17 protein-coding genes are annotated in these 20,333 nt (G+C 70.2%); 11 read left to right on the top strand and 6 right to left on the bottom strand.

Annotated elements, in window-relative coordinates:
• Window positions 1-20 precede the first annotated feature (20 nt).
• Entirely contained in the window at window positions 21-155 is a 135-nt protein-coding gene (locus OG385_RS13455; RefSeq protein WP_266854820.1) for a hypothetical protein, read from the top strand.
• Between the two features lie 7 nt (window positions 156-162).
• Here the strand turns inward: OG385_RS13455 and nhaA are convergent, their stop codons facing one another.
• The 4 genes from nhaA to OG385_RS13435 form a co-directional block, all read right to left on the bottom strand.
• Complete coding sequence (nhaA, locus tag OG385_RS13450) at window positions 163-1,527, bottom strand: Na+/H+ antiporter NhaA (RefSeq protein WP_266860829.1); 1,365 nt, start codon at window positions 1,525-1,527, stop codon at window positions 163-165.
• A 518-nt stretch (window positions 1,528-2,045) separates the two neighbouring features.
• Window positions 2,046-4,040 (bottom strand): acetate--CoA ligase, encoded by a 1,995-nt coding sequence (acs, locus tag OG385_RS13445; protein ID WP_266854818.1) that lies wholly within the window; start codon window positions 4,038-4,040, stop codon window positions 2,046-2,048.
• 216 nt (window positions 4,041-4,256) lie between these two features.
• Window positions 4,257-7,031 carry a SulP family inorganic anion transporter gene (locus tag OG385_RS13440; protein ID WP_266854816.1) on the bottom strand — a complete coding sequence of 925 codons (2,775 nt, stop codon included), beginning with the start codon at window positions 7,029-7,031 and terminating at the stop codon, window positions 4,257-4,259.
• 502 nt (window positions 7,032-7,533) lie between these two features.
• Window positions 7,534-8,523, bottom strand: coding sequence for an ATP-binding protein (locus OG385_RS13435; RefSeq protein WP_266854814.1), 990 nt, complete (start codon window positions 8,521-8,523; stop codon window positions 7,534-7,536).
• A 102-nt stretch (window positions 8,524-8,625) separates the two neighbouring features.
• Here OG385_RS13435 and OG385_RS13430 point away from each other — a divergent pair, with 102 nt between their 5' ends.
• The gene (locus tag OG385_RS13430) at window positions 8,626-9,486 is read left to right on the top strand and encodes an oxidoreductase (RefSeq protein ID WP_266854812.1); all 861 of its coding nucleotides are present in this window, start codon (window positions 8,626-8,628) and stop codon (window positions 9,484-9,486) included.
• Window positions 9,487-9,862: 376 nt separating this feature from the next.
• Here OG385_RS13430 and OG385_RS13425 read toward each other — a convergent pair whose 3' ends face one another.
• A complete protein-coding gene (locus OG385_RS13425; protein ID WP_266854810.1) occupies window positions 9,863-10,720 on the bottom strand; it encodes an HAD family phosphatase in 858 nt (285 codons plus the stop codon).
• A 483-nt stretch (window positions 10,721-11,203) separates the two neighbouring features.
• On the opposite strand from OG385_RS13425, the gene ssd reads away from it, so the two are divergent.
• The 7 genes from ssd to OG385_RS13390 all read left to right on the top strand — a co-directional run bounded on the left by ssd (window position 11,204) and on the right by OG385_RS13390 (window position 16,783).
• Window positions 11,204-12,307: a septum site-determining protein Ssd gene (ssd, locus tag OG385_RS13420; protein WP_266854808.1), complete on the top strand. Its 1,104-nt coding sequence runs from the start codon at window positions 11,204-11,206 to the stop codon at window positions 12,305-12,307.
• Window positions 12,304-13,494, top strand: a complete 1,191-nt coding sequence (locus tag OG385_RS13415) for a TadA family conjugal transfer-associated ATPase (RefSeq protein WP_266854806.1) — start codon at window positions 12,304-12,306, stop codon at window positions 13,492-13,494. The genes ssd and OG385_RS13415 overlap by 4 nt, the downstream gene beginning before the upstream one ends.
• 47 nt (window positions 13,495-13,541) lie before the next feature.
• Window positions 13,542-14,360, top strand: coding sequence for a type II secretion system F family protein (locus tag OG385_RS13410; protein WP_266860827.1), 819 nt, complete (start codon window positions 13,542-13,544; stop codon window positions 14,358-14,360).
• Window positions 14,357-15,160: a type II secretion system F family protein gene (locus OG385_RS13405; protein ID WP_266854804.1), complete on the top strand. Its 804-nt coding sequence runs from the start codon at window positions 14,357-14,359 to the stop codon at window positions 15,158-15,160. The genes OG385_RS13410 and OG385_RS13405 overlap by 4 nt, the downstream gene beginning before the upstream one ends.
• A 345-nt stretch (window positions 15,161-15,505) precedes the next feature.
• On the top strand, window positions 15,506-15,697 hold the full coding sequence (locus tag OG385_RS13400) for a DUF4244 domain-containing protein (protein WP_266854803.1): 192 nt from the start codon (window positions 15,506-15,508) through the stop codon (window positions 15,695-15,697).
• Window positions 15,698-15,740: 43 nt separating this feature from the next.
• The gene (locus OG385_RS13395) at window positions 15,741-16,250 is read left to right on the top strand and encodes a TadE family type IV pilus minor pilin (protein WP_266854801.1); all 510 of its coding nucleotides are present in this window, start codon (window positions 15,741-15,743) and stop codon (window positions 16,248-16,250) included.
• Entirely contained in the window at window positions 16,247-16,783 is a 537-nt protein-coding gene (locus OG385_RS13390; RefSeq protein WP_266854799.1) for an Rv3654c family TadE-like protein, read from the top strand. Before OG385_RS13395 ends, OG385_RS13390 begins: the two co-directional genes overlap by 4 nt.
• On the opposite strand, the gene OG385_RS13385 is transcribed toward OG385_RS13390, so the two are convergent.
• Complete coding sequence (locus tag OG385_RS13385) at window positions 16,695-19,214, bottom strand: DEAD/DEAH box helicase (protein ID WP_266854798.1); 2,520 nt, start codon at window positions 19,212-19,214, stop codon at window positions 16,695-16,697. The genes OG385_RS13390 and OG385_RS13385 overlap by 89 nt on opposite strands.
• Window positions 19,215-19,293: 79 nt before the next feature.
• Here OG385_RS13385 and OG385_RS13380 point away from each other — a divergent pair, with 79 nt between their 5' ends.
• Together OG385_RS13380 and OG385_RS13375 are read left to right on the top strand one after the other, a co-directional pair.
• Window positions 19,294-19,647 (top strand): STAS domain-containing protein, encoded by a 354-nt coding sequence (locus tag OG385_RS13380; protein ID WP_003967428.1) that lies wholly within the window; start codon window positions 19,294-19,296, stop codon window positions 19,645-19,647.
• Between the two features lie 84 nt (window positions 19,648-19,731).
• The gene (locus tag OG385_RS13375; RefSeq protein WP_266854796.1) at window positions 19,732-20,196 is read left to right on the top strand and encodes an ATP-binding protein; all 465 of its coding nucleotides are present in this window, start codon (window positions 19,732-19,734) and stop codon (window positions 20,194-20,196) included.
• Window positions 20,197-20,333: the final 137 nt, after the last annotated feature.

Genomic DNA, 20,333 nt, shown 5'->3' with positions numbered 1-20,333 from the left:
GTCATCCGCGCGGCATCGTCATGGGCGTCGCCGAGTGCGTCGCCGTGTGTGTCATACCGGTCGTCCCGGTCGGCACGGTCGTCCCGGTCATCCTGGTCGTCCCGGTCATCCTGGTCGGCACGGTCGTCACAAACGGTCTGTCCGGAGTGATCTGACTTCAGATCATGCCGGACGGTCCTCATCCTCGCTTGCTGCCCCCGCCCGTTCGGCGAGACGGCGGTGCTCGGCCGCCTTCCCCTCAAGGATCGCAGCCATGCGCAGATGGTGCGCGGCTTCGTCCTCCTCGTAGATGTCGGGGATCCCGTCGTGGTCCTCGTCGCGCTCCTCCTCGTCGCACAGGACCCGGTACCGGCGGTCGCGCATTCTGAGCAGTACGGACGAGAGGGCGGCGGCGATCACCGAGCCCAGCAGCACCGATGCCTTGATCTCGGCGGTCGTCGTGGGGTCCCCGGCGAAGGCCAGCTCCCCGATGAGGAGCGAGACGGTGAAGCCGATCCCGGCGAGGGAGGCCACCGCGAACACATCGGCCCATGCCAGGTCCTTGTTGAGCTCGGCCTTGGTGAAGCGGGCGGTCAGCCACGTACCGCCGAAGATGCCGACCGCCTTGCCGACGACCAGGCCCAGGACGACGCCCAGCGTCTCCGGCCTGCTGAACACGTCGGCGAGCGCCCGGCCGGACACCGAGACCCCGGCGGAGAACAGCGCGAACAGCGGTACGGCGAGGCCCGCCGAGAACGGCCGCACCAGATGCTCGATGTGCTCTCCCGGGGAGTACCGCTCCCCCTCGCGGCGGGTGCAGCGGAGCATCAGCCCCATGGCGACACCGGCGATGGTGGCGTGCACGCCGCTGTTGTACATCAGCCCCCAGATGACCAGTCCGAGCGGGACGTAGATGTACCAGCCGTGTACGTCGAAGCGCAGCAGCAGCCAGAAGACGGCCAGCCCGGCCACCGCACCGCCGAGCGCCGCGAAGTTGATGTCGCTGGTGAAGAACACCGCGATGATCAGAATCGCGAAGAGGTCGTCGACGACGGCCAGCGTGAGCAGGAAGGCGCGCAGGGCGGAGGGGAGCGAGGTCCCGATGACCGCGAGGACGGCGAGCGCGAAGGCGATGTCGGTGGCGGTCGGCACGGCCCAGCCGCCCAGCGAACCGCCGCCGACGACGTTGACCAGCGCGTACACCAGCGCCGGTACCGCCATCCCGCACACCGCCGCGATGACCGGCAGCGCGGCGGCTTTCGGATCGCGCAGCTCACCCGCGACCATCTCGCGCTTCAGCTCGATCCCGGCGACGAAGAAGAAGACGGCGATCAGCCCGTCGGCCGCCCAGTGCTGGACGGAGAGGTGCAGACCGATGGCGCCCGGCCCCAGATGGAAGTGGCTGACAGTGGCGTAACTGCTGCTCAACGGGGTGTTCGCCCAGACGAGGGCGGCAATGGCGGCGACGAGGAGGAGCAGGCCTCCGACCGTCTCGGCACGCAGTGCGTCAGCGAGATAGGTCCGTTCGGGGAGCGGGAGCCGCCCCAGGAACGACGTGGGCCCTGAGCGCTGCGACGCTGATGGGTCCTGCGACGCTGGCTGGTCCTGCGGCTCGGGCTGGTTCTTCGAATCGGGCTCGGGCTCGGGCTTCGGGGCGGGCGCGGTCACGCGGGGGACCTCCGGTCAGGTGGACAGCACAGAACACATGCCGACCAGACTTCCCGGCGCACCCGTTTACCTTTTTCGTCTGCCTCTACGTTATCCGAGGCGGGGCTGGGCTGAGGGCGGTCTGTTCCAGAGGCCCAGAGGCGGGGCGGCTCGGCGGGGTGGCAGGGAGCATCCGGTGATCGTCTCTTCGTCACCTTACGGACAGAACGCCGGACGGGCATATCAAGCCCGTCCGGCGCTCCGCTGCCCCCTGCCGGCCCGTACTCACACTGCTACGCGCGCTGCTGAGGGTCCTGCTGTCCTGCTCGTCCTGCTGCTGTGCTGCTCCCGGGCCCTGTTGCGTTGAACCAACGTTGAGTTGAACCAACGCCGAACTGGCTCTGTCCCCGGGCTCCGGCTCAGTCCTCGCTGGAGGCGCTCGGCAGCTTCGTCTGGATCAGGCCCATCACCGAGGCGTCGGTGAGCGTGGAGACGTCACCCAGCTCGCGGTCCTCCGCGATGTCACGCAGCAGACGCCGCATGATCTTCCCGGACCGGGTCTTGGGCAGCTCGGCCACCGGCAGGACCCGCTTCGGCTTGGCGATCGGCCCCAGCACCGCGCCCACGTGGTTGCGCAGCTCCGCCGAGAGGTCCGCCGACTCCTCCGCCGTGCCCCGCAGGATCACGAAGGCGACGATCGACTGACCTGTCGTCTCGTCGGCTGCGCCCACGACCGCTGCTTCGGCGACGGCCGGGTGCGAGACGAGCGCCGACTCGACCTCGGTGGTCGAGATGTTGTGCCCGGACACCAGCATCACGTCGTCCACCCGGCCGAGCAGCCAGAGGTCGCCGTCCGTGTCCTTCTTCGCACCGTCGCCCGCGAAGTACTTGCCCTCGAAACGCGACCAGTAGGTGTCGATGAAGCGCTGGTCGTCGCCCCAGACCGTGCGGAGCATCGAGGGCCACGGCTCGGTGATGACCAGATAGCCGCCGCCTCCGTCCGGTACCTCGCGCGCCTCGTCGTCGACGACCGTCGCTGAGATGCCTGGCAGCGCGCGCTGCGCGGATCCCGGCTTGGTCTCGGTCACTCCGGGCAGCGGCGAGATCATCATCGCGCCGGTCTCGGTCTGCCACCAGGTGTCCACGATCGGGCACTTGTCGGCGCCGATGTTCTTCCGGTACCACATCCAGGCCTCGGGGTTGATCGGCTCACCGACCGACCCGAGGACCCGCAGCGAGGACAGGTCGAACTTGGCGGGGATGTCGTCTCCCCACTTCATGAACGTACGGATCGCGGTCGGCGCCGTGTAGAGGATCGAGACGCCGTACTTCTGGACGATCTCCCAGAACCGGCCCTGGTGCGGGGTGTCCGGGGTGCCCTCGTAGATCACCTGGGTCGCGCCGTTGGCCAGCGGTCCGTACGTGATGTACGAGTGGCCGGTCACCCAGCCGATGTCGGCCGTGCACCAGTAGACGTCCGTCTCCGGCTTGAGGTCGAAGACCGCGTGGTGGGTGTACGCCGCCTGGGTGAGATAGCCGCCGGACGTGTGCAGGATGCCCTTCGGCTTACCCGTCGTGCCCGAGGTGTAGAGGATGAACAGCGGGTGCTCGGCGCCGAACGCCTCGGGGGTGTGCTCGGTGGACTGGCGCCCCACGAACTCGTCCCACCAGACGTCCCGGCCCTCGGTCCACGCCGTGTCCTGGCCGGTGCGCCGGACCACGAGGACGTGCTCGACCTGCGGGCACTTCGCCACGGCCTCGTCGATCGCGGGCTTGAGCGCGGACGGCTTGCCGCGCCGGTAACCGCCGTCGGCGGTGATGACGAGCTTGGCGTCGGCGTCCTGGATGCGGGAGGCGACGGCGTCGGCGGAGAAGCCGCCGAAGACCACCGAGTGCGCGGCGCCGACCCGGGCGCAGGCGAGCATCGCCACGACGGCTTCGGCGATCATCGGCATGTAGACGGCGACCCGGTCGCCCTTGACGACGCCCAACTCGGCGAGGGCGTTCGCGGCCTGCGACACCTCGTCCTTGAGCTGCGCGTAGGTGATCGACCGGCTGTCTCCGGGCTCACCTTCGAAGTGGATGGCGACGCGGTCGCCGTTGCCGGCCTCGACGTGCCGGTCCACGCAGTTGTACGCGACGTTGAGCTCACCGTCGGCGAACCACTTCGCGAACGGCGGGTTCGACCAGTCGAGCGTCTCGGTGGGCTCGGTGGCCCAGGTCAGCCGCCGGGCCTGCTCGGCCCAGAAGCCCAGCCGGTCCGCTGCCGCCTGCTCGTACGCCGCCGCTGTGACGTTGGCGTTCGCGGCCAGCTCGGTGGGCGGCGCGAAGCGTCGCTCCTCCTTGAGCAGGTTGGCCAAGCTTTCGTTGCTCACGAGATCGCCCTTTCGACAAAGCCTTGTGTCCCAGCTCATAGCTCATCAGCCCGTAAGCCACTCTGACAAGGGCTCACGCGAATCAATTGGTTTAGACCTCTATGGCTGGGAGCAGGCAGAGGTTCCTTCCGGTGCGGTTCTGAGGGGTTCTGCGGCGGCTCTTCGGCGGGGCGTGCGCGATCAGGAACGGTTACGGGTGTTTGTGGGCCATATGGGCCGGGAGGAGATCCAGTGGCACATCACACACAAAACCCGTCAGGCGGGAGCCACCTGGGCGAAGACTCCGTCCAGCTCGTGAGAGTCGGTGAGCAGATACGCCTGAGCCTCGCCGACGTGGAAGTACATGCCGTGCAGCTCCAGCGTGCCTTCCGCGAGCCGGCGCGCCACCGATTCGTGCGCCCTCAAATGCTCCAGCTGCTGGATCACATTGGTCAGGCAGAGCTGCTCCACCGCGTCGGCCGGCATCCGCCCGGAGATCCGCGCCCAGGAGTGATGACGGCTCAGCATCCGGTCCAGACTGGGCTGCCCATGCCGCAACCATCGCCGCAGAGGTGTGCTCGCCGCGCTGGAGGTGGAGGTGGGGGTGGAGGTGGAGGTGCCAGCAGGGGTGGAGGTGGAGGTGGAGGTGGAGGTGGAGGTGGAGGTGCCAGCAGGGTTGGAGGGGGCGTCTGGTGGGTCGTTCAGGAGTGCGGTCATGGCACCGCAGCCGGAGTGTCCGCAGACAGTGATCGACTCGACTCTCAGGATGTCGACCGCGTACTCGATCGCAGCCGCCACCGAGTCGTCGGAAGCCTCCGCGCCGGGCAGCGGTACGAAATTGCCCACGTTCCGCACGGTGAACAGATCCCCGGGACCGCTCGATGTGATCATGCTGGTCACCAGCCGGGAATCGGCGCAGGTGAGAAAGAGCTGCGAAGGCTGCTGGCCCTCCCGGGCGAGACGCGCCAGCTCGTCCCGCACGAGGGGAGCGGTATCACGCTGGAACGAGCTCAGGCCGCTGGCCAGTTGACGGCTCCCCGGCCGCTGGGACGCGGCGGACGCCGCGGGCGTGACGGGCGTGACAGGCGTGACGGGCGCGATGGGCGTGACGGGCGGGGCGGACGCAGTGGCGGAGGTGCCGTCCTGGACCGCGGGGGAGTGGGGTTCATGGGCGATTGGGGTGGTGGCGTGGGGCATCGTCTTCTCCGGCGTGGTGACTGGATGTACTGCGGTACGCGGTGCTGCTGAGCGGGACGTTGTACTGAGAAGGGCAGACCCGGGGCCGGACTGAGGGGCGGGGTCGGAGTCGGAGTCGGAGTCGGGCGAGCCGGAGTCGGGCGAGCCGGAGTCGGGTGGGCCGGCCACGGAGGCCGGGCCGCCGGTGCCCGCCGAGTCGAGCGCGCGGTCATCGCAGTGGTGGTTGCGCCAGGGCGTCCAGGGGCGGCAGCAGGTGTGGGCTGCGGAAGTCGGCTCGACGATCCGGCTGCCTGTCCTGCCTGTCCTGCCTGTCCTGCCTGTCACATCGACTGTGCCGCCCTGGGCGACATGCGCCTCCTGCCAGTGCTGGAGCGTCTCGTACGCCGCGTGGTCCATGAACGAACCGTCCAGCTCCACCACCGCGTTCGCCCCGGGCGGGATCTGCCCGAGTGTCCGGCTCAGGCGGGGCACGGCCAGAAACGTCAACTGCCCGCGTGCCCGCAGCCGATGGGTGCCACTGTCGTCATGAAGAGTGATCCGGGTCCTGGTCAGCCGGTGCAGGGCGGTGCCGACCGCGACGGCGATTCCGACCGTGACCCCCTCCAGTACACCGAAGCCCACGACACCGGCGACCGTTGCCCCGTACGCCGGGAACTCCCGGTGCCGGTGGACGTTGCGGATGTGCGCGTAACTCACCATCTGGAGGCCGACCACCATGACGAGAGCGGCCAGCGCGGCCAGCGGCATCCATTCCAGGACGCCGACCAGCAGTCCTGCGGCGAGCAGCATCCACACGCCGTGCAGCACGGTGGAGGTCCGGCCGGTGGCTCCCGCCCGGACATTCGCGGTGCCGCGCACCGCTCCGCCGGACACCGGCAAGCCGCCGAGCAGCCCGGACACGGTGTTGGCGATGCCCTGACCGCGCAGTTCGCGGTCGAGGTCGGCGCGTCTGCCGGTACCTCCGGGGCGGTCAGCGGTCAGCTTGTCCACGGCCATTGCCGACAGCAGCGACTCAAGACTCGCCACCAGCATCACGGTGAACACGGCACCGAGCAGGCCGAGTACCGGACCATGCGGCAGCTCGGGCAGAGCGTGCGCCTTCCAGGACGGGAGATCGACGCGCGCGATACCGGGCGCGGCGACGGCGGCCAGCGCGGTGGCCGCCGCGACCGAGGCAAGGGCTGCGGGGATTCTGCGCAGCGCCCGTCCCGCTCGACCGGGGATCCGCGGCCACAGCACCAGTACGGCGATGGTGAGCAGGCCGATCAGCGGTGCGGCCGGAGCGACGCGGGCGAATTGCCCGGGCAGGGCAAGGGCATTGGCGACGGCCGAACTCTGGGGTGTACCGCCGAGCACGATATGGAGTTGGGCGAGCGCGATGGCGACACCGATGCCGGCGAGAGTGCCGTGCACGATCGCCGGGGAGACGGCGAGCGCGCTGCGGGCGGTGCGCAGCGAGCCCAGGACCAGCTGGAGCAGGCCCGCGGCGACGGTGATGGCGCAGGTCGTGCGCCAGCCGTAGTCCTGGATGAGTCCGGCCGTTACTACGGTCAGCCCGGCTGAGGGGCCGCTGACCTGGAGCGCGGAGCCTCCGAGCAGTCCGGCGACGATGCCGCCGACGGCCGCTGCGAGCAGCCCGGCTTCGAGGGGGGCGCCGATGGCGACGGCGAGCCCCAGGGACATGGGGACCGCGATCAGGAAGACCGTGATCGAGGCGGACAGATCGGCTCCCGAAATCCGGAAGCGGGGGCGATGGCCGTCTCCGCCTGGGGGCGGCCTGCGCGATGGGTGGACGCGAGTGCTGGGTGAGTAGTCGGAAGGGTTCTCGGTACGGGTGGGGACGCAGGCAGGCATGGTTCCCGTCTCTTCCGGGGCGACGCGGTCGCGGAACAAGTGGGGACGCGGCCGTGGGACACGGCGTGCAGCGGCGGGATTATCAACTCTCGGTAAATAGATCGTAATCCAGAGTAAAGGTCGGGAATGGACATTCAGTGCAAATGGTCGAGTGGTTCACTCGATCCGGTGATTGGGCAGCTTGACCGGACGTCAGTTCGAATCGCTGTCGGTCCGTCAGGGCGTGGTGCGGATGTGGCCGCGACGGGTGGGGCCAAGGCGGATGGAACCGGGGCAGGAGCCGCTGCGGTTCGTTGTTCTACTCCGGGGCGGGTCAGGCCGTTCGTATCGAGACGCGCAGGTCCGAAGTCGCGAGGTGCCGGGAAGGTGCCGGGAAGGTGCGGGTGGAGGCGCCGGGAGGGTGCCGGGCATGGGTCGGGGAGGGGTCGGGGCGGGCTGTTCGCCCGTCCCAACCCCTCCCCGGTCCGTCCGGTCGGTCTCCGCGTCAGCCCCGGAGAGAGCCTCAGGAGGCGGTGCTGACCTCGGCGTACTGCTCACCGAGGACGAAGGCGGGGTCGACCTGGGAAGCCAGATCGGCACCCGTCCTCTCGTTCCCCCAGCTCGCCGCGTTCTTCAGATGGAAGTGCACCATCTGGCGCATGTAGCGCTCCCAGTCGCGGTGCGCGTAGCTGTCCTCGGCGGCGTTCTGCAGGAACTGGAGTGCCAGCCGGTTTTCCGCTTCCAGCATCTCGAAGCGCGGCGGGCGGCCCTTCTCCATCGCGCGGACCCAGTCGGAGTGGCCGACGGTGACGAGCAGGTCGTCACCGGCCTCGGCGCGCAGGAACTCCAGATCGTCCGCGTCGCGCACCTTGTTGCCGACGACCTTCAGTGCGACGCCGAAGTCCCGTGCGTAGTCCTTGTACTGGCGGTAGACGGAGATCCCCTTGCGGGTCGGCTCGGCCACCAGGAACGTCATGTCGAAGCGGGTGAACATGCCGGAGGCGAACGAGTCCGAACCGGCTGTCATGTCGACGACGACGAATTCCTCGGGTCCGTCGACCAGATGGTTCAGGCAGAGTTCGACCGCGCCGACCTTGGAGTGGTAGCAGGCGACGCCGAGATCCGACTCGGTGAACGGCCCTGTCGCCATCAGCCTGATTTCGCCGTCGTCCAGTGCGACGTGACGGGCGCACGCGCCGTACACCGGATTGTCCTCGCGGATCCGGAGCAGCCGGGAGCCGGTGCCCGGCGGAGTCGTTTTGATCATCGTCTCGGCGGAGGCGATCCGGGGGTTGGAGCCGCGCAGGTACTCCTTGATCAGTGGAAGGTGCGCGCCCATCGCGGGCAGCGCGGCGGACTCCGCGTCGTCGAGACCGAGCGCGGCACCGAGGTGCTGGTTGATGTCGGCGTCCACAGCGAGGACGGGGGCCTCGTTGGCGGTCAGGTGGCGGATGAAGAGAGAGGACAGCGTGGTCTTGCCGCTGCCGCCCTTCCCTACGAAAGCGATCTTCATGTTCACAAAGGGTAGTGGGGTGAATGCGGTGCGTGGGTGCGGTGAGTGAAGAAGACCACTCCAAGGTGGGGCGGCTGCTATGGACGCGTAGCCTCGCTTCCTATGACTGCGTTCTCCCGGAAGGCGGCCGCCGGAGCCCCGGTGACTCCTCCAGATCACTCAGATCCTCTTGCCGCACTGGGCCAGCTGCCGGGTGTCGGCGCCGCTGTCGACTCCGTACGCAAAGCCGTCGACCGGGTCTACGGGCACCGTGTCATGCGACGTCGCAGCACCGAGGTCACGGGCGAGGCCGCGCTGCGTGCCTCGCGTGGGTCGGCTGCCCTGTCGGGCGCGGACTGGGCTCTGGAGGAGGTGCGCCGGCGAACCGACTTCGGCGGCGACCCGGAGGCCCTCACGGTCGGCGCCGCGCTGCGGCTGTCCGCGGAGGCGGGTCAACTGCTGTCCATCTGGCGGCAGTCGCCGCTGCGGGTGCTGGCCCGGCTGCATCTGGTGGCGGCAGCGGACTCCGGTGACGCGGTCGGCCGTCCGCGACTGGCGGGGGAGAAGGCCGACGAGCCGCTGATCGAGCTCCCGCTGCCGGGTGCCGACGAGGTGTCCGCCCGGCTTGAAGGCCTTTCGCAGCTGGTCATCGCGGGGAGCGCTGCTCCGGCGCTGGTGACGGCGGCAGTGGTGCACGGTGAACTGCTCGCGCTGCGCCCTTTCACTTCCTGCAACGGCCTCGTCGCGCGGGCCGCCGAGCGGGTCGTGCTGATCAACAGCGGTCTCGATCCCAAGTCCATCTGCCCTGCGGAGGTCGGCCACGCGGAGCTGGGCCGCGCGGCGTACGTGGCGGCGCTGGACGGTTACGTATCGGGAACCCCGGAGGGTATGGCGGCGTGGATCGTGCACTGCGGCCGTGCGGTCGAGCTGGGCGTCCGGGAGTCGACAGCCGTATGTGAGGCGCTTCAGCGCGGGGCGGCCTAGCAGGGTCTTCCGTCTGGATCACGCCGAGGCGGGTCGGAGCGGGCTGAGGCCTGGGTCGGCTGCTGGCGGTCCGGGCCCGTTCCACGAAAATGCGGCGGCACCGAAAGGTGCCGCCGCTGGCACGTCCACCGGGTTACCAAGCGTCCTCGAATATGTGCCCATCAGGCCGGGAGCTTCGCCCGTTGCCTGGTGCGGCTGGCCCGTAATCGACGGGTCGACGTCGCGTGGGTACTCAGTTTTCGTGCTCGGTCCGTGGGGCCTTCTGCGGTTTCAGGTCTTCCTCTCGGATGTCCTTGGTCTCGCGGGCCGTTGACTCCTTTGTACTCCTCTTCACGGGGCGAGGGGAACCCTCTGCTCCACTTCTTTACTTTTATCCTCAAACTCGGGCAAAGCGCCCACGTCGGACGCTGCTCCGGCCGCCCCTGTTCACGTACCAGACGAGGCCGGCCGTGGCTGCCGCGGCGCCGACCGCTGCTGCGGCGACCAGTGCGGGCCGCGGCGGCATCCGCAGGGCGGGCAGCCGCTGCTTCAGCCGCACCGGCCGGTTGAAGACGAGAATCGGCCACTCGCGGGCGCCTGCTTCGCGGCGCAGTGCCCGGTCCGGGTTGACCGCGTGGGGGTGGCCGACCGACTCCAGCATGGGCACGTCGGTCGCCGAGTCGCTGTACGCGTAACAGCGCGCCAGGTCGTACCCCTCGGAGGCGGCGAGCTCCTTCACGGCCTCGGCCTTGGTGGGGCCGTAGGCGTAGTACTCCACCTCGCCGGTGAAGCATCCGTCGGCACCCACCACCATGCGGGTGGCGACGACCCGGTCGGCGCCGAGAAGCTCGCCGATCGGCTCGACCACCTCGGCGCCGGAGGTGGAGACGATCACCACATCGCGCCCGGCGGTGTGGTGCTCCTCGATGAGAGAAGCGGCCTCGTCGTAAATGATCGGGTCGATCAGATCGTGCAGGGTCTCGGCGACGATCTGCTTGACCTGCCGGACGTTCCAGCCCTTGCAGAGGGCGGAGAGATACTCGCGCATCCGCTCCATCTGGTCGTGATCCGCGCCACCTGCCAGGAATACGAACTGAGCGTACGCCGTACGCAGTACAGCCCTGCGGTTGATCAGGCCGCCTTGATAGAAGGACTTGCTGAAGGTCAGTGTCGACGACTTGGCGATGACTGTCTTGTCGAGGTCAAAGAAGGCGGCGGTACGCGGCGACGAGTGGTTTTCCACAACTCTGAGCATAGGTGCCCGCCATTCGGCTTACGCGGCGGCGCGTGGGTTTGCCTGAGAAGGCTCTCGGGTACACCATGGAAGTCACGGATCGTTCGCGACCGTGTTATCCCCGTCCGGCTCCTCCCCCCCCGAGTCGGACGTGGGGACGACCCCAGCTCTCCCCCCCGGCTGGGGTCGTCGCATGTCCGGACACGTTTTCGGGCGTGCTCCCGTGTCAGCAGCGGCTCTGCGGTCATCTGCGGCACTCTCCTCCGGTCGGCTGCGGTGGTCCTCAACACTGGATACGCGTGACGCTCTGTAGTCGTTGCACTCCTCTCCGGAAGTCACCGAAAAGAGTGGGGGACATATTCACAACCGGTGAGTTGTCCACAGTTTTCAAGCAAGATCCACTTAATTTCCCGGATCCCCGCACGGTGATTCCCATCGCGAAGTCAGCGGCCGTTCGCTGCGACTTCGAGGCATGAAGGAATCACTGTCAGAGGAGGCGGGATCGTGGCTGGATCCATCACACCTGATCGGCTGCCGGCGGCCGGGAAGCGGCGGGGCGGGCCGCTCATCGTCACCGAGGACGCGGTGCTCCTCGACGACCTGCTGCGGCTGTGCGCCGCGGCCGGCGCCGAGCCGGAGGTCCATCACGGGGTGCCCGAGCACAAGGGCGGCTGGGAGAGCGCGCCGCTGATCCTCGTCGGGGACGACGCGGCGGCCCGGGTGCGCGGAGGCACCCGCAGACCAGGGGTGTACCTCGTGGGAAAGGACCAGGACGACCCGGATGTCTGGCAGCGGGCCGTCGAGATCGGAGCGGAGTATGTGCTGCGGCTGCCGGACGCCGAGAGCTGGCTCGTCGAGCGGATCGCGGACGTGGCCGAAGGGGCGGGGGACCAGGCCCTCACCGTCGGAGTGATCGGCGGCCGGGGCGGGGCCGGGGCATCCACGCTGGCGTGTGCGCTGGCGGTCACCGCGGCCCGGAGCGGACAGCGCACCGTGCTCATCGACGGGGACCCGCTGGGCGGCGGGCTCGATGTGCTGCTCGGGGGCGAACACGCGCAGGGCAGGCGGTGGCCGGATTTCGCCCGTTCCAAGGGGCGGTTGGCCGGGAGCGCGCTGGAGGAATCCCTGCCGGAACTGCACGGGCTCCGCGTCCTCAGCTGGGACCGGACGGACTCCGTCGTGATCGCACCAGAGGCGATGCGTGCCGTTCTGGCAGCCGCACGCAGGGGCGGCGGAGTGGTCGTCGTGGATCTGCCCCGGCGGGTCGACGAGGGCGTCGCGGAGGCGCTCGCCCAGCTCGATCTCGGTCTCCTGGTGGTGCCGGGGGAGCTTCGGGCGGTCGCTGCCGCAGCCAGGGTGGCCTCGATGGCCGGCATGGTCCTCCAGGACCTGCGGGCGGTGGTTCGCGGGCCCTATGCGCCAGGTCTGGACGAGGAGTGGGTGGCGCGGGCCCTGGAGCTGCCCCTCGCGGGTGAACTGCCCACCGAGGAGGGGCTGCTCGCAGCAGAGAGCGGCGGCGCTCCGCCGGGCGGTCGGGCCCGGGGGCCACTGGCCAGGTTCTGTACGGCGTTCTGGGACCAGGCGCTGTCGGGGCGAGGTGTCTCATGATCACGACACCCGCGTCCGTCGGGGCATCGTCTCCCGCCGGTACGCCGCCGCTGCTCGACGCCGTACGCCAGCGGCTCGCGGAGAGCGGGGCCGAGCCCACCCCGGCACGGGTGGCAGCTGCGCTGCGCGCCCAGGGGCGGCTGCTGGGGGACGCCGAGGTGCTGGGGCACGCCGAGGAACTGCGGTCCGAACTGGTGGGCTCGGGAAGGCTGGAGGCGCTGCTCGCCGATCCCGCGGTGACCGATGTGCTGGTCGCCGCGCCCGACCGGGTCTGGGTGGACCGTGGTGCCGGACTCGAACTGACCGATGTGGCCTTCCCGGACGCGGCTTCGGTGCGCCGCCTGGCGCAGCGGCTCGCCGCCGTGGCCGGGCGGCGGCTCGACGATGCCAGGCCCTGGGTGGACGCACGCCTGCCGGACGGGACGCGGATGCATGCGGTGCTCGAACCAGTGGCCGTCGGGTCGACGTGCCTCTCGCTGCGGGTGGTGCGGCCGAAGGCCTTCTCACTGGAGGAGCTGGTGGCGGCGGGCACGGTCCCGCCGGGCGGCGGCCAGGTGCTGCGGGCGTTGATCGACGCCCGGCTGTCCTTCCTGGTCAGCGGTGGCACCGGCTCGGGCAAGACCACGCTCCTGTCGTCGCTGCTGGGCCTGGTGGGGACCGCCGAGCGGATTGTGCTGGCAGAGGACTCCTCGGAACTGCGCCCCGAGCACCCGCACGTGGTCCGGCTGGAGTCGCGGCCACCGAACCAGGAGGGCGCGGGCCGGGTGACTCTGCGGGATCTGGTGCGTCAGGCCCTGCGGATGCGGCCCGACCGGCTGGTGGTGGGTGAGGTGCGCGGGGCCGAGGTCACCGAGCTGCTGGCTGCGCTGAACACCGGACACGAAGGAGGGTGCGGGACTGTGCACGCGAATGCCGCATCGGATGTTCCGGCCCGCCTTGAGGCACTCGGGACGGCCGCAGGGCTCGACCGGGCAGCCCTGCACAGTCAGTTGGCGGCGGCGCTCGCGGTGGTGGTGCATCTCGTACGGGATCGGAGCGGACGGCGAAGGGTCGCCGAGGTGCATGTGCTGGAGCGGGATGCGACGGGGTTGGTGATGACCGTGCCCGCCCTGCGCTGGGGCACGGAGGGCTTCACCGAGGGACGCGGATGGCCCAGGCTGCGGACCATGATCGGGGGCGCGCTGTGACGGCCCTGGTCTTTCTGACCGTGCTCTGCGCGGGTACGGCTCTGTGGATGCTGGGCGCGTGGGAGCGGGGACTGCGCAGGGGACGGCTGCTGTTCGCGGGCGGCCCAGTGCGCCACACGCGCGGGGTATCGGGGAAGGGCGTCGCGCCGTGGGGCGATTCGCTCCGCGGCCGGGTGAGTGACCGTCTGCGGCCGGAGTGGCTCTGTCCGGTGGTGGCCGGAGCCGTGGCGGTACTGGGCGGATCGGTGCTGCCGCTCCTGGTGGGAGTGCTGGCCGTGCCATTCCTCGGCCGACGGCTGCGAGCCGCGGCTGCGGCACGGGACCGGCTGGCGCGGGCCGACGCGGTGATCGCACTGTGCGGGGCGGTGGCTGCCGAACTGCGGGCCGGGAAACAGCCAGGAGAGGCGCTGCTGGCTGCCGGACGGGGTTCAGGGGCCCTGGGTGCGGCCGGAGCCGCGGTACTGGCGGCGGCGCAGTTCGGCGGGGACGTGCCCGAGGCGCTGCGGCGTGCGGCGCGGGAGCCAGGAGCGGGTGGCCTGCGCGGTGCGGCCGCTTGCTGGCGGGTGTCGGTGGACGGGGGCGCCGGACTCGCGGCCGGCCTCGAAGGGCTGGAGGGCGCGCTGCGCGCCGAGCGTGACCAACGAGCCGGCCTCCGGGCAGAACTGGCCGGTGCGCGGTCCACGGTGCTGGTCCTCGCGTTGCTTCCGGTCGGTGGTCTGCTGTTGGGCACTGCCCTTGGGGCCGATCCGCTGTGGACCTTGCTGCACACTCCGGCGGGGCTGTGCTGCCTGCTCGCGGGCGGGGTGCTGGAGAGCGCGGGGTTCTTCTGGGCAGCGCGGATCGTACGGGCCGGGGAGGACGTATGACCGGGGCCGCTGGGGGCGGCGTCATGACGGGTGAGGTTGTCCACAGGCTGGGGGCAGTGCTGTGCGCCGTGGCGGCTGCAGCCCGCCTGGGCCTTGCCTGGGCCGGGCGGCGGCACGACCGGTTGTCACGCAAGCGGGCCGCCGCACTGCTGGCCGTGGCACCGGGCAGGGCGGCATGGCGCCCCGAGTACCGAGCGTGGGCCGCCCGGTGGGGCGCTCCGCTGGCCGCAGTGGCCACCGGTTGCGTCCTGATGGGTGGATGGGCCGGATGCGCGCTCGGCCTCGCAGCCGGGTACGGAGTGCGGCGCTACCAGCGCCGGCGTTCGTCGTCCGGAGCCGACGAGGCCCTTGCGAAGGCCGCCGCACATGAACTGCCGCTTGCTGCCGAGCTCCTGGCGGCGTGCATCGCCGCCGGGGCCGGCCCTCGTGAGGCGGCCGAGGCAGTCGGGGAATCGCTGGGCGGACCGGTCGGTGACGCCCTGGCCCGGGCTGCGGCGGAGTTGCGCCTCGGCAGTGAACCCGCCGAGGCCTGGGGGCGGTTCGGTTCGATACCGGGGGCGACTTCCCTGGCCCGCTGCCTGGAGCGGGCCGCGTCGACGGGGGCCCCGGCCGCCGATCCGGTTGCCCGGCTTGCGGCAGGCCTCAGAGCGGGCCGGGCCAGAGCCGCCAAGGACAGGGCAGGCCGGGCGGGCGTTCTGATCACCGGGCCGGTTGGTCTCTGCTTCCTGCCCGCGTTCCTGGCAGTCGGGGTGGTGCCTGTGGTGATCGGCCTGGCGGGCCACCTCCTGAAGGCGAGCTGACGAACTCGGCTGAAAGCGGAGGAAATTGCTGGAACAACTCGACTAACTCGACAAATTCGTCCAACTCTCCCAACTCTCCCTCGATCGAACGGGATGACTGGAGTGAAGTGATCGGCTGAATCGGATCAATGGGCTGAATCACTCCTGAGTGGTGCGAAGCGCGAAAGAGGACTGCGAGCCGGGTGAGTGACCGTCCCGGCCGCGCGAACAGCACAGGAAAGAACGGGGCTTGACATGGTGAACGAACGGAATCTGTCGAACGGTTCGGGCGGGCCGAACGGGTCGGGTCGGCCGGTGGAGCCCGGAGTGCCGGGTGAGTCGGGTGGCTCAGGAGCATGGAGGTGGATGCGGGATCGGTGGCATCTGCTGAGGTTCGGGGCCGGCAGGGGCGACGCGGGGATGTCCACGTCCGAGTACGCAATGGGCACCATCGCGGCCTGCGCATTCGCGGCCGTGCTCTACAAGGTGGTTACCAGCGGGCCTGTGGCTGCGGCGCTGCAATCCGTGGTCGAGAAGGCGCTCCATGCGAAGTTCTGACACTTCGGACACTGGTGAGAGGCCAGTCAGTAGGGGGCCGGTCTTGAGCAGGACGGCCGGTAGGGGGCCGGCCGACCGGGGGTCCGTATCGGCTGAGGCTGCGGTGGTGATTCCGGCGCTGGTGCTGTTCACGATGGCGTTGGTCTGGGCTCTGACCGCAGCAGCTGCCCAGATCCAGTGCGTCGATGCGGCGCGGATCGGTGCGCGGGCGGCTGCCAGGTCGGAGCCAGGGGCGGCTGCGCTCGCCGCCGCCCGTTCGGCAGCCCCGCGCGGCGCACGCGTCACGGTGGGCCGCGTGGGGGAGCTGTGGCGGGTTCGGGTGGAGGCGCCAACGCCGGGACCTGGCCCCCTCACACTGACACTCAAGGCGGAAGCGGCGGCGCTGGACGAGGGCGAGGTGAGTGGGCCCAGCGGCCCCAGCGGCCCTAGCGACGCTGACAGTCCTAACAGCCCCAGCCCTAACAGCCCTAACAGCCCCAACAGCCCCGGCAATCCCGGGACGGCGAACGGCGAAACGCGGGCTCGGCCCGACGGCTGGGTGGTGCGGACATGAGGAGGATCGGGGGACATCTGAACGACCGCGGCTCGGCGACGGTGTGGGTGGCCATGGCGATGACCTCCCTCTGCGTGGTCTTCGCGGCTCTGCTCGCGATGGGCCAGAGCGTGGCGGCCCGTCACCGTGCCGGTGGTGCGGCGGATCTGGCAGCCCTGGCAGCCGCGGACCGGGCGCTCCAGGGGCAGGGAACGGCGTGCGCTGCGGCGGGGAGGGTGGCCGTGGCGCAGGGCGCCAGGGTGGTGCGGTGCGCGGTGAGGGGTGAGATCGCCGATGTGACGGCCGAGGCGCGGTTCGGGCCGTACACGCCGAAGGTCAGGGCGCGGGCCGGTCCACCGGATGGGGCGGGTCAGGCCGAAGCCCTTCCAAGCCCGGCGCCGTCACCTGCACCTCCGCTGCCCCTATCTCCACGTCCACCTCCGCTTCCGACTCCGCCTGCGTCGCCTACGCCTCCGCCGCGGGGCGGTCTCCTGCCTCTGCCGTCTCCGGACGACTCCCCCGCTCGGGCGAATCGCTGGCAGGAGCTTCCCTGAGAAGTTCTGCGAGGAGGCGTACGGCGCCTCGCTTGTGGAGCGGGTCGTTGCCGTTGCCGCATTTCGGGGACTGGATGCAGGAAGGGCAGCCCGCTTCGCACTCGCAGGAGGCGATGGCTTCCCGGGTCGCGGTGAGCCATTCGCGGGCCGTGTGGAAGGCCCGTTCTGCGAAGCCGGCCCCGCCGGGGTGGCCGTCGTACACGAAGACCGTCGGCAACAGGGTGTCCGGATGCAATGGGATGGAGACGCCGCCGATGTCCCAGCGGTCGCAGGTGGCGAAGAGCGGCAGCATGCCGATGGAGGCGTGTTCGGCGGCGTGCAGGGCGCCCGCCAGCTGTTCCGGATTGATCCGGGCGGCATCGAGCTGGTCCTCGGTGACCGTCCACCACACGGCTCGGGTGCGCAGAGTGCGGGGCGGCAGGTCGAGTTTGGTCTCGCCGAGTACCTCCCCCGTGATGAGCCTGCGCCGGAGGAAGGAGACGACCTGGTTGGTGACCTCGACGGACCCGTAGCAGAGCCGCCCGGTGCCCCAGGGGATTTCGGTGTCGGTCTCCAGGACGGCGATGGCGGTGGTGTCCCGGGCGGTGGTCGAGTACGGCGGGCCGGCCTCCTCGACCAGGGCGGCGGAATCCTCCAGATCCAAGTGCTTCACCACGTATGTGCGTCCCTGGTGGAGGTGGACGGCGCCGTCGTGGACGGTGGTGTGGGAGGAGGCTTCGTCGACCGTGCCGAGCAGCCGCCCTGTGCCCGCTTCGACGATCTGGACGGGTCGTCCGCCCTCGCCCCGGATGTCGGTGAGGTCGGCTGCCCGCTCCCGCCGGGTCCAGTACCAGGACTTTCCCCGCCGGCGCAGCAGTTTCGCGGTCTCCAGCTGTGGCATCAGCCCGGCGGTCGCCGGACCGAAGAGTTCAAGATCGGACGCGGTCAGCGGTAGTTCCGCTGCGGCCGCGCACAGATGGGGGGCGAGGACGTACGGATTGTCCGGGTCCAGGACGGTGGACTCCACCGGCTGCTGGAAGAGGGCCTCGGGGTGATGGACGAGGTAGGTGTCCAGCGGATCGTCACGGGCCACCAGGACGGCGAGGGCGCCGCCGCCGGCCCGGCCGGCACGGCCCGCCTGCTGCCACAGGGACGCCCGGGTGCCGGGATAGCCGGCGATGACAACGGCGTCCAGCCCCGAGACGTCGATGCCGAGTTCCAGGGCGGTGGTGGCAGCGAGGCCGAGCAGTTCGCCGGAGTGCAGGGCGGCTTCGATGGCGCGTCGCTCCTCGGGGAGATAGCCGCCCCGGTAGGCGGCGACCCGGGAGACCAGCGAGCGGTCGACCTCGGCGAGACGTTCCTGGGCGATGACGGAGATGAGCTCCGCGCCACGCCGGGACCGTACGAAGGCGACCGAGCGGACACCCTGCACGGTCAGATCAGTGAGGAGGTCGGCGGTCTCGGCAGTGGCGGTACGGCGTACAGGAGCGCCCTGCTCGCCGTGGAGTTCGGTGAGCGGTGGCTCCCACAGGGCGAAGACCAGTTCGCCGCGGGGAGAGGCGTCGTCAGCCACCTCATGCACGGGGAGGCCGGTGAGGCGGCCTGCGGTCACGGCGGGCTCCGCCGCAGTGGCGGACGCGAGCAGGAAGACGGGGTCGGAGCCGTAACGGGCGCAGAGGCGGCGCAGTCTGCGCACCACCTGGGCCACATGCGAGCCGAAGACGCCCCGGTAGGTGTGGCACTCGTCGATGACCACGTACCGCAGAGCGCGCAGGAAGGAGGCCCAGCGCGGGTGGGAGGGCAGGATCCCGCGATGCAGCATGTCCGGGTTGGTGAGGACGTAGTTGGCGAACTGACGTACCCATTCACGCTCTTCGACGGGTGTGTCCCCGTCGTACACGGCCGGTCTGATGCCGTGGCCCAGCGGTGCGGCGAGCTCCCGGAAGGAGCGCCGCTGGTCGGCGGCCAGGGCCTTGGTGGGAGCGAGGTAGAGGGCCGTGGCGCCCCGTCCGTTGGGCGCCTCCGACCCGTCGAGGAGAGCCGAGAGCACCGGTGCGAGGTAGGCGAGCGACTTGCCCGAAGCGGTGCCCGTGGCGATGATCACAGACTCGCCGTCGAGCGCGTGCTCGGCAGCTGTGGCCTGATGGGCCCATGGATGTTCGATGCCACGTGCCCGAATGGCGGCAATCACTTCAGGCCGGATGCGATCGGGCCAGACGGCATGACGCCCCGCACGCGGGGGCAGGTGCTCCGTATGAGTGATGCGCGAAGCCCGGCTCTGCCCCGCGGAGAGACGCTCGAGTATCTGCCGTGGACCGGGTCGTGCACCCGTGTCCGCAGTGGGTCGCCCGGTGCGGTGATTCTTGGCCATCGGTACCGAGTGTGTCACTGGCATGACGGACAATGGGCTCAAGGCGTCGTGCACGCCTGCTGGTAAGTGATTGAATGCCATCGCGGCTGGCGATCCGTTCCCTGGCTCCGCCGGGGAGACCACGTGGGCGGCCGCTCGATAGCAAGGTGCTGGAGGATCCGTGGACCTGTCCCTGTCGACTCGCAATGTGTCCGGGCCTGGTGGCGACCGTACGGTCGTCGAGGTCGGTGGCGAGATTGATGTATATACCGCGCCCAAGCTGCGCGAGCAGTTGGTCGAGTTGGTGAACGACGGCAGTTACCACCTGGTCGTCGACATGGAGGGCGTGGACTTCCTCGACTCCACCGGACTCGGCGTGCTCGTAGGCGGCCTGAAGCGCGTGCGTGCCCATGAGGGCTCGCTGCGCCTGGTCTGCAACCAGGAGCGCATTCTCAAGATCTTCCGAATCACCGGTCTGACCAAGGTGTTCCCGATCCACACCACGGTCGATGAAGCCGTCGCGGCAACCGACTGACGGCTCCGGAGGAAGAACGCAGGGGTACCGGGCTTCCAGCCCGGTCCCCCCGAGAAGCACGCCCGTACGTCTGAGGGGGATCGCATGGCCACCGTTGAACTCCGTTTCAGCGCCCAGCCCGAACATGTGAGGACGGCTCGCCTGGTGGCGGCCGCCGTGGCACGCCGGGCCGGGGTCGATGAGGCTGTGCTGGACGAAGTGAGACTCGCGGTCGGCGAGGCGTGTTCCCGTGCGGTGGGTCTCCACCGCGGCAATGGCATCGCGGCCCCCGTCCGCGTCGTACTGATCGAGGAGGAGAAGTCCTTCTCCATCGAGGTCGGGGACGAGGTGCCGAGTGCGGGTGGTGCGGCCTCCGCGGATTCCGGGGCGCCCGACGCTCCGGCCGTGGGGGGCGCCGATCCGTCCCTCGACGCGTCCGCGGACGGCGAGGACGAAATGGGCCTCGCGGTCATCAGCGGTCTCGTCGACGATGTGGAGGTCACCTCCGGCGAGTACGGGGGAGTCATCCGCATGACGTGGCCGACGGCATCGGCAACGGCCCTGCCCTGACGCAGGTCCCGCCCCCCCCCAGATTCCGACCCTGACCCAGATTCCGACCCTGACGGGATCCCACCCTGACCGGGGACCCGACCCTGACCGGGATCCTGCCCTGGCAGAGATCCGCCGGACCGGGATCCTGCTGCGAC

The sequence above is a fragment of the Streptomyces sp. NBC_01306 genome (genome assembly GCF_026340465.1).
In the GTDB taxonomy this organism is placed as follows: domain Bacteria; phylum Actinomycetota; class Actinomycetes; order Streptomycetales; family Streptomycetaceae; genus Streptomyces.
This window is presented reverse-complemented; position numbering and strand designations above follow the sequence as displayed.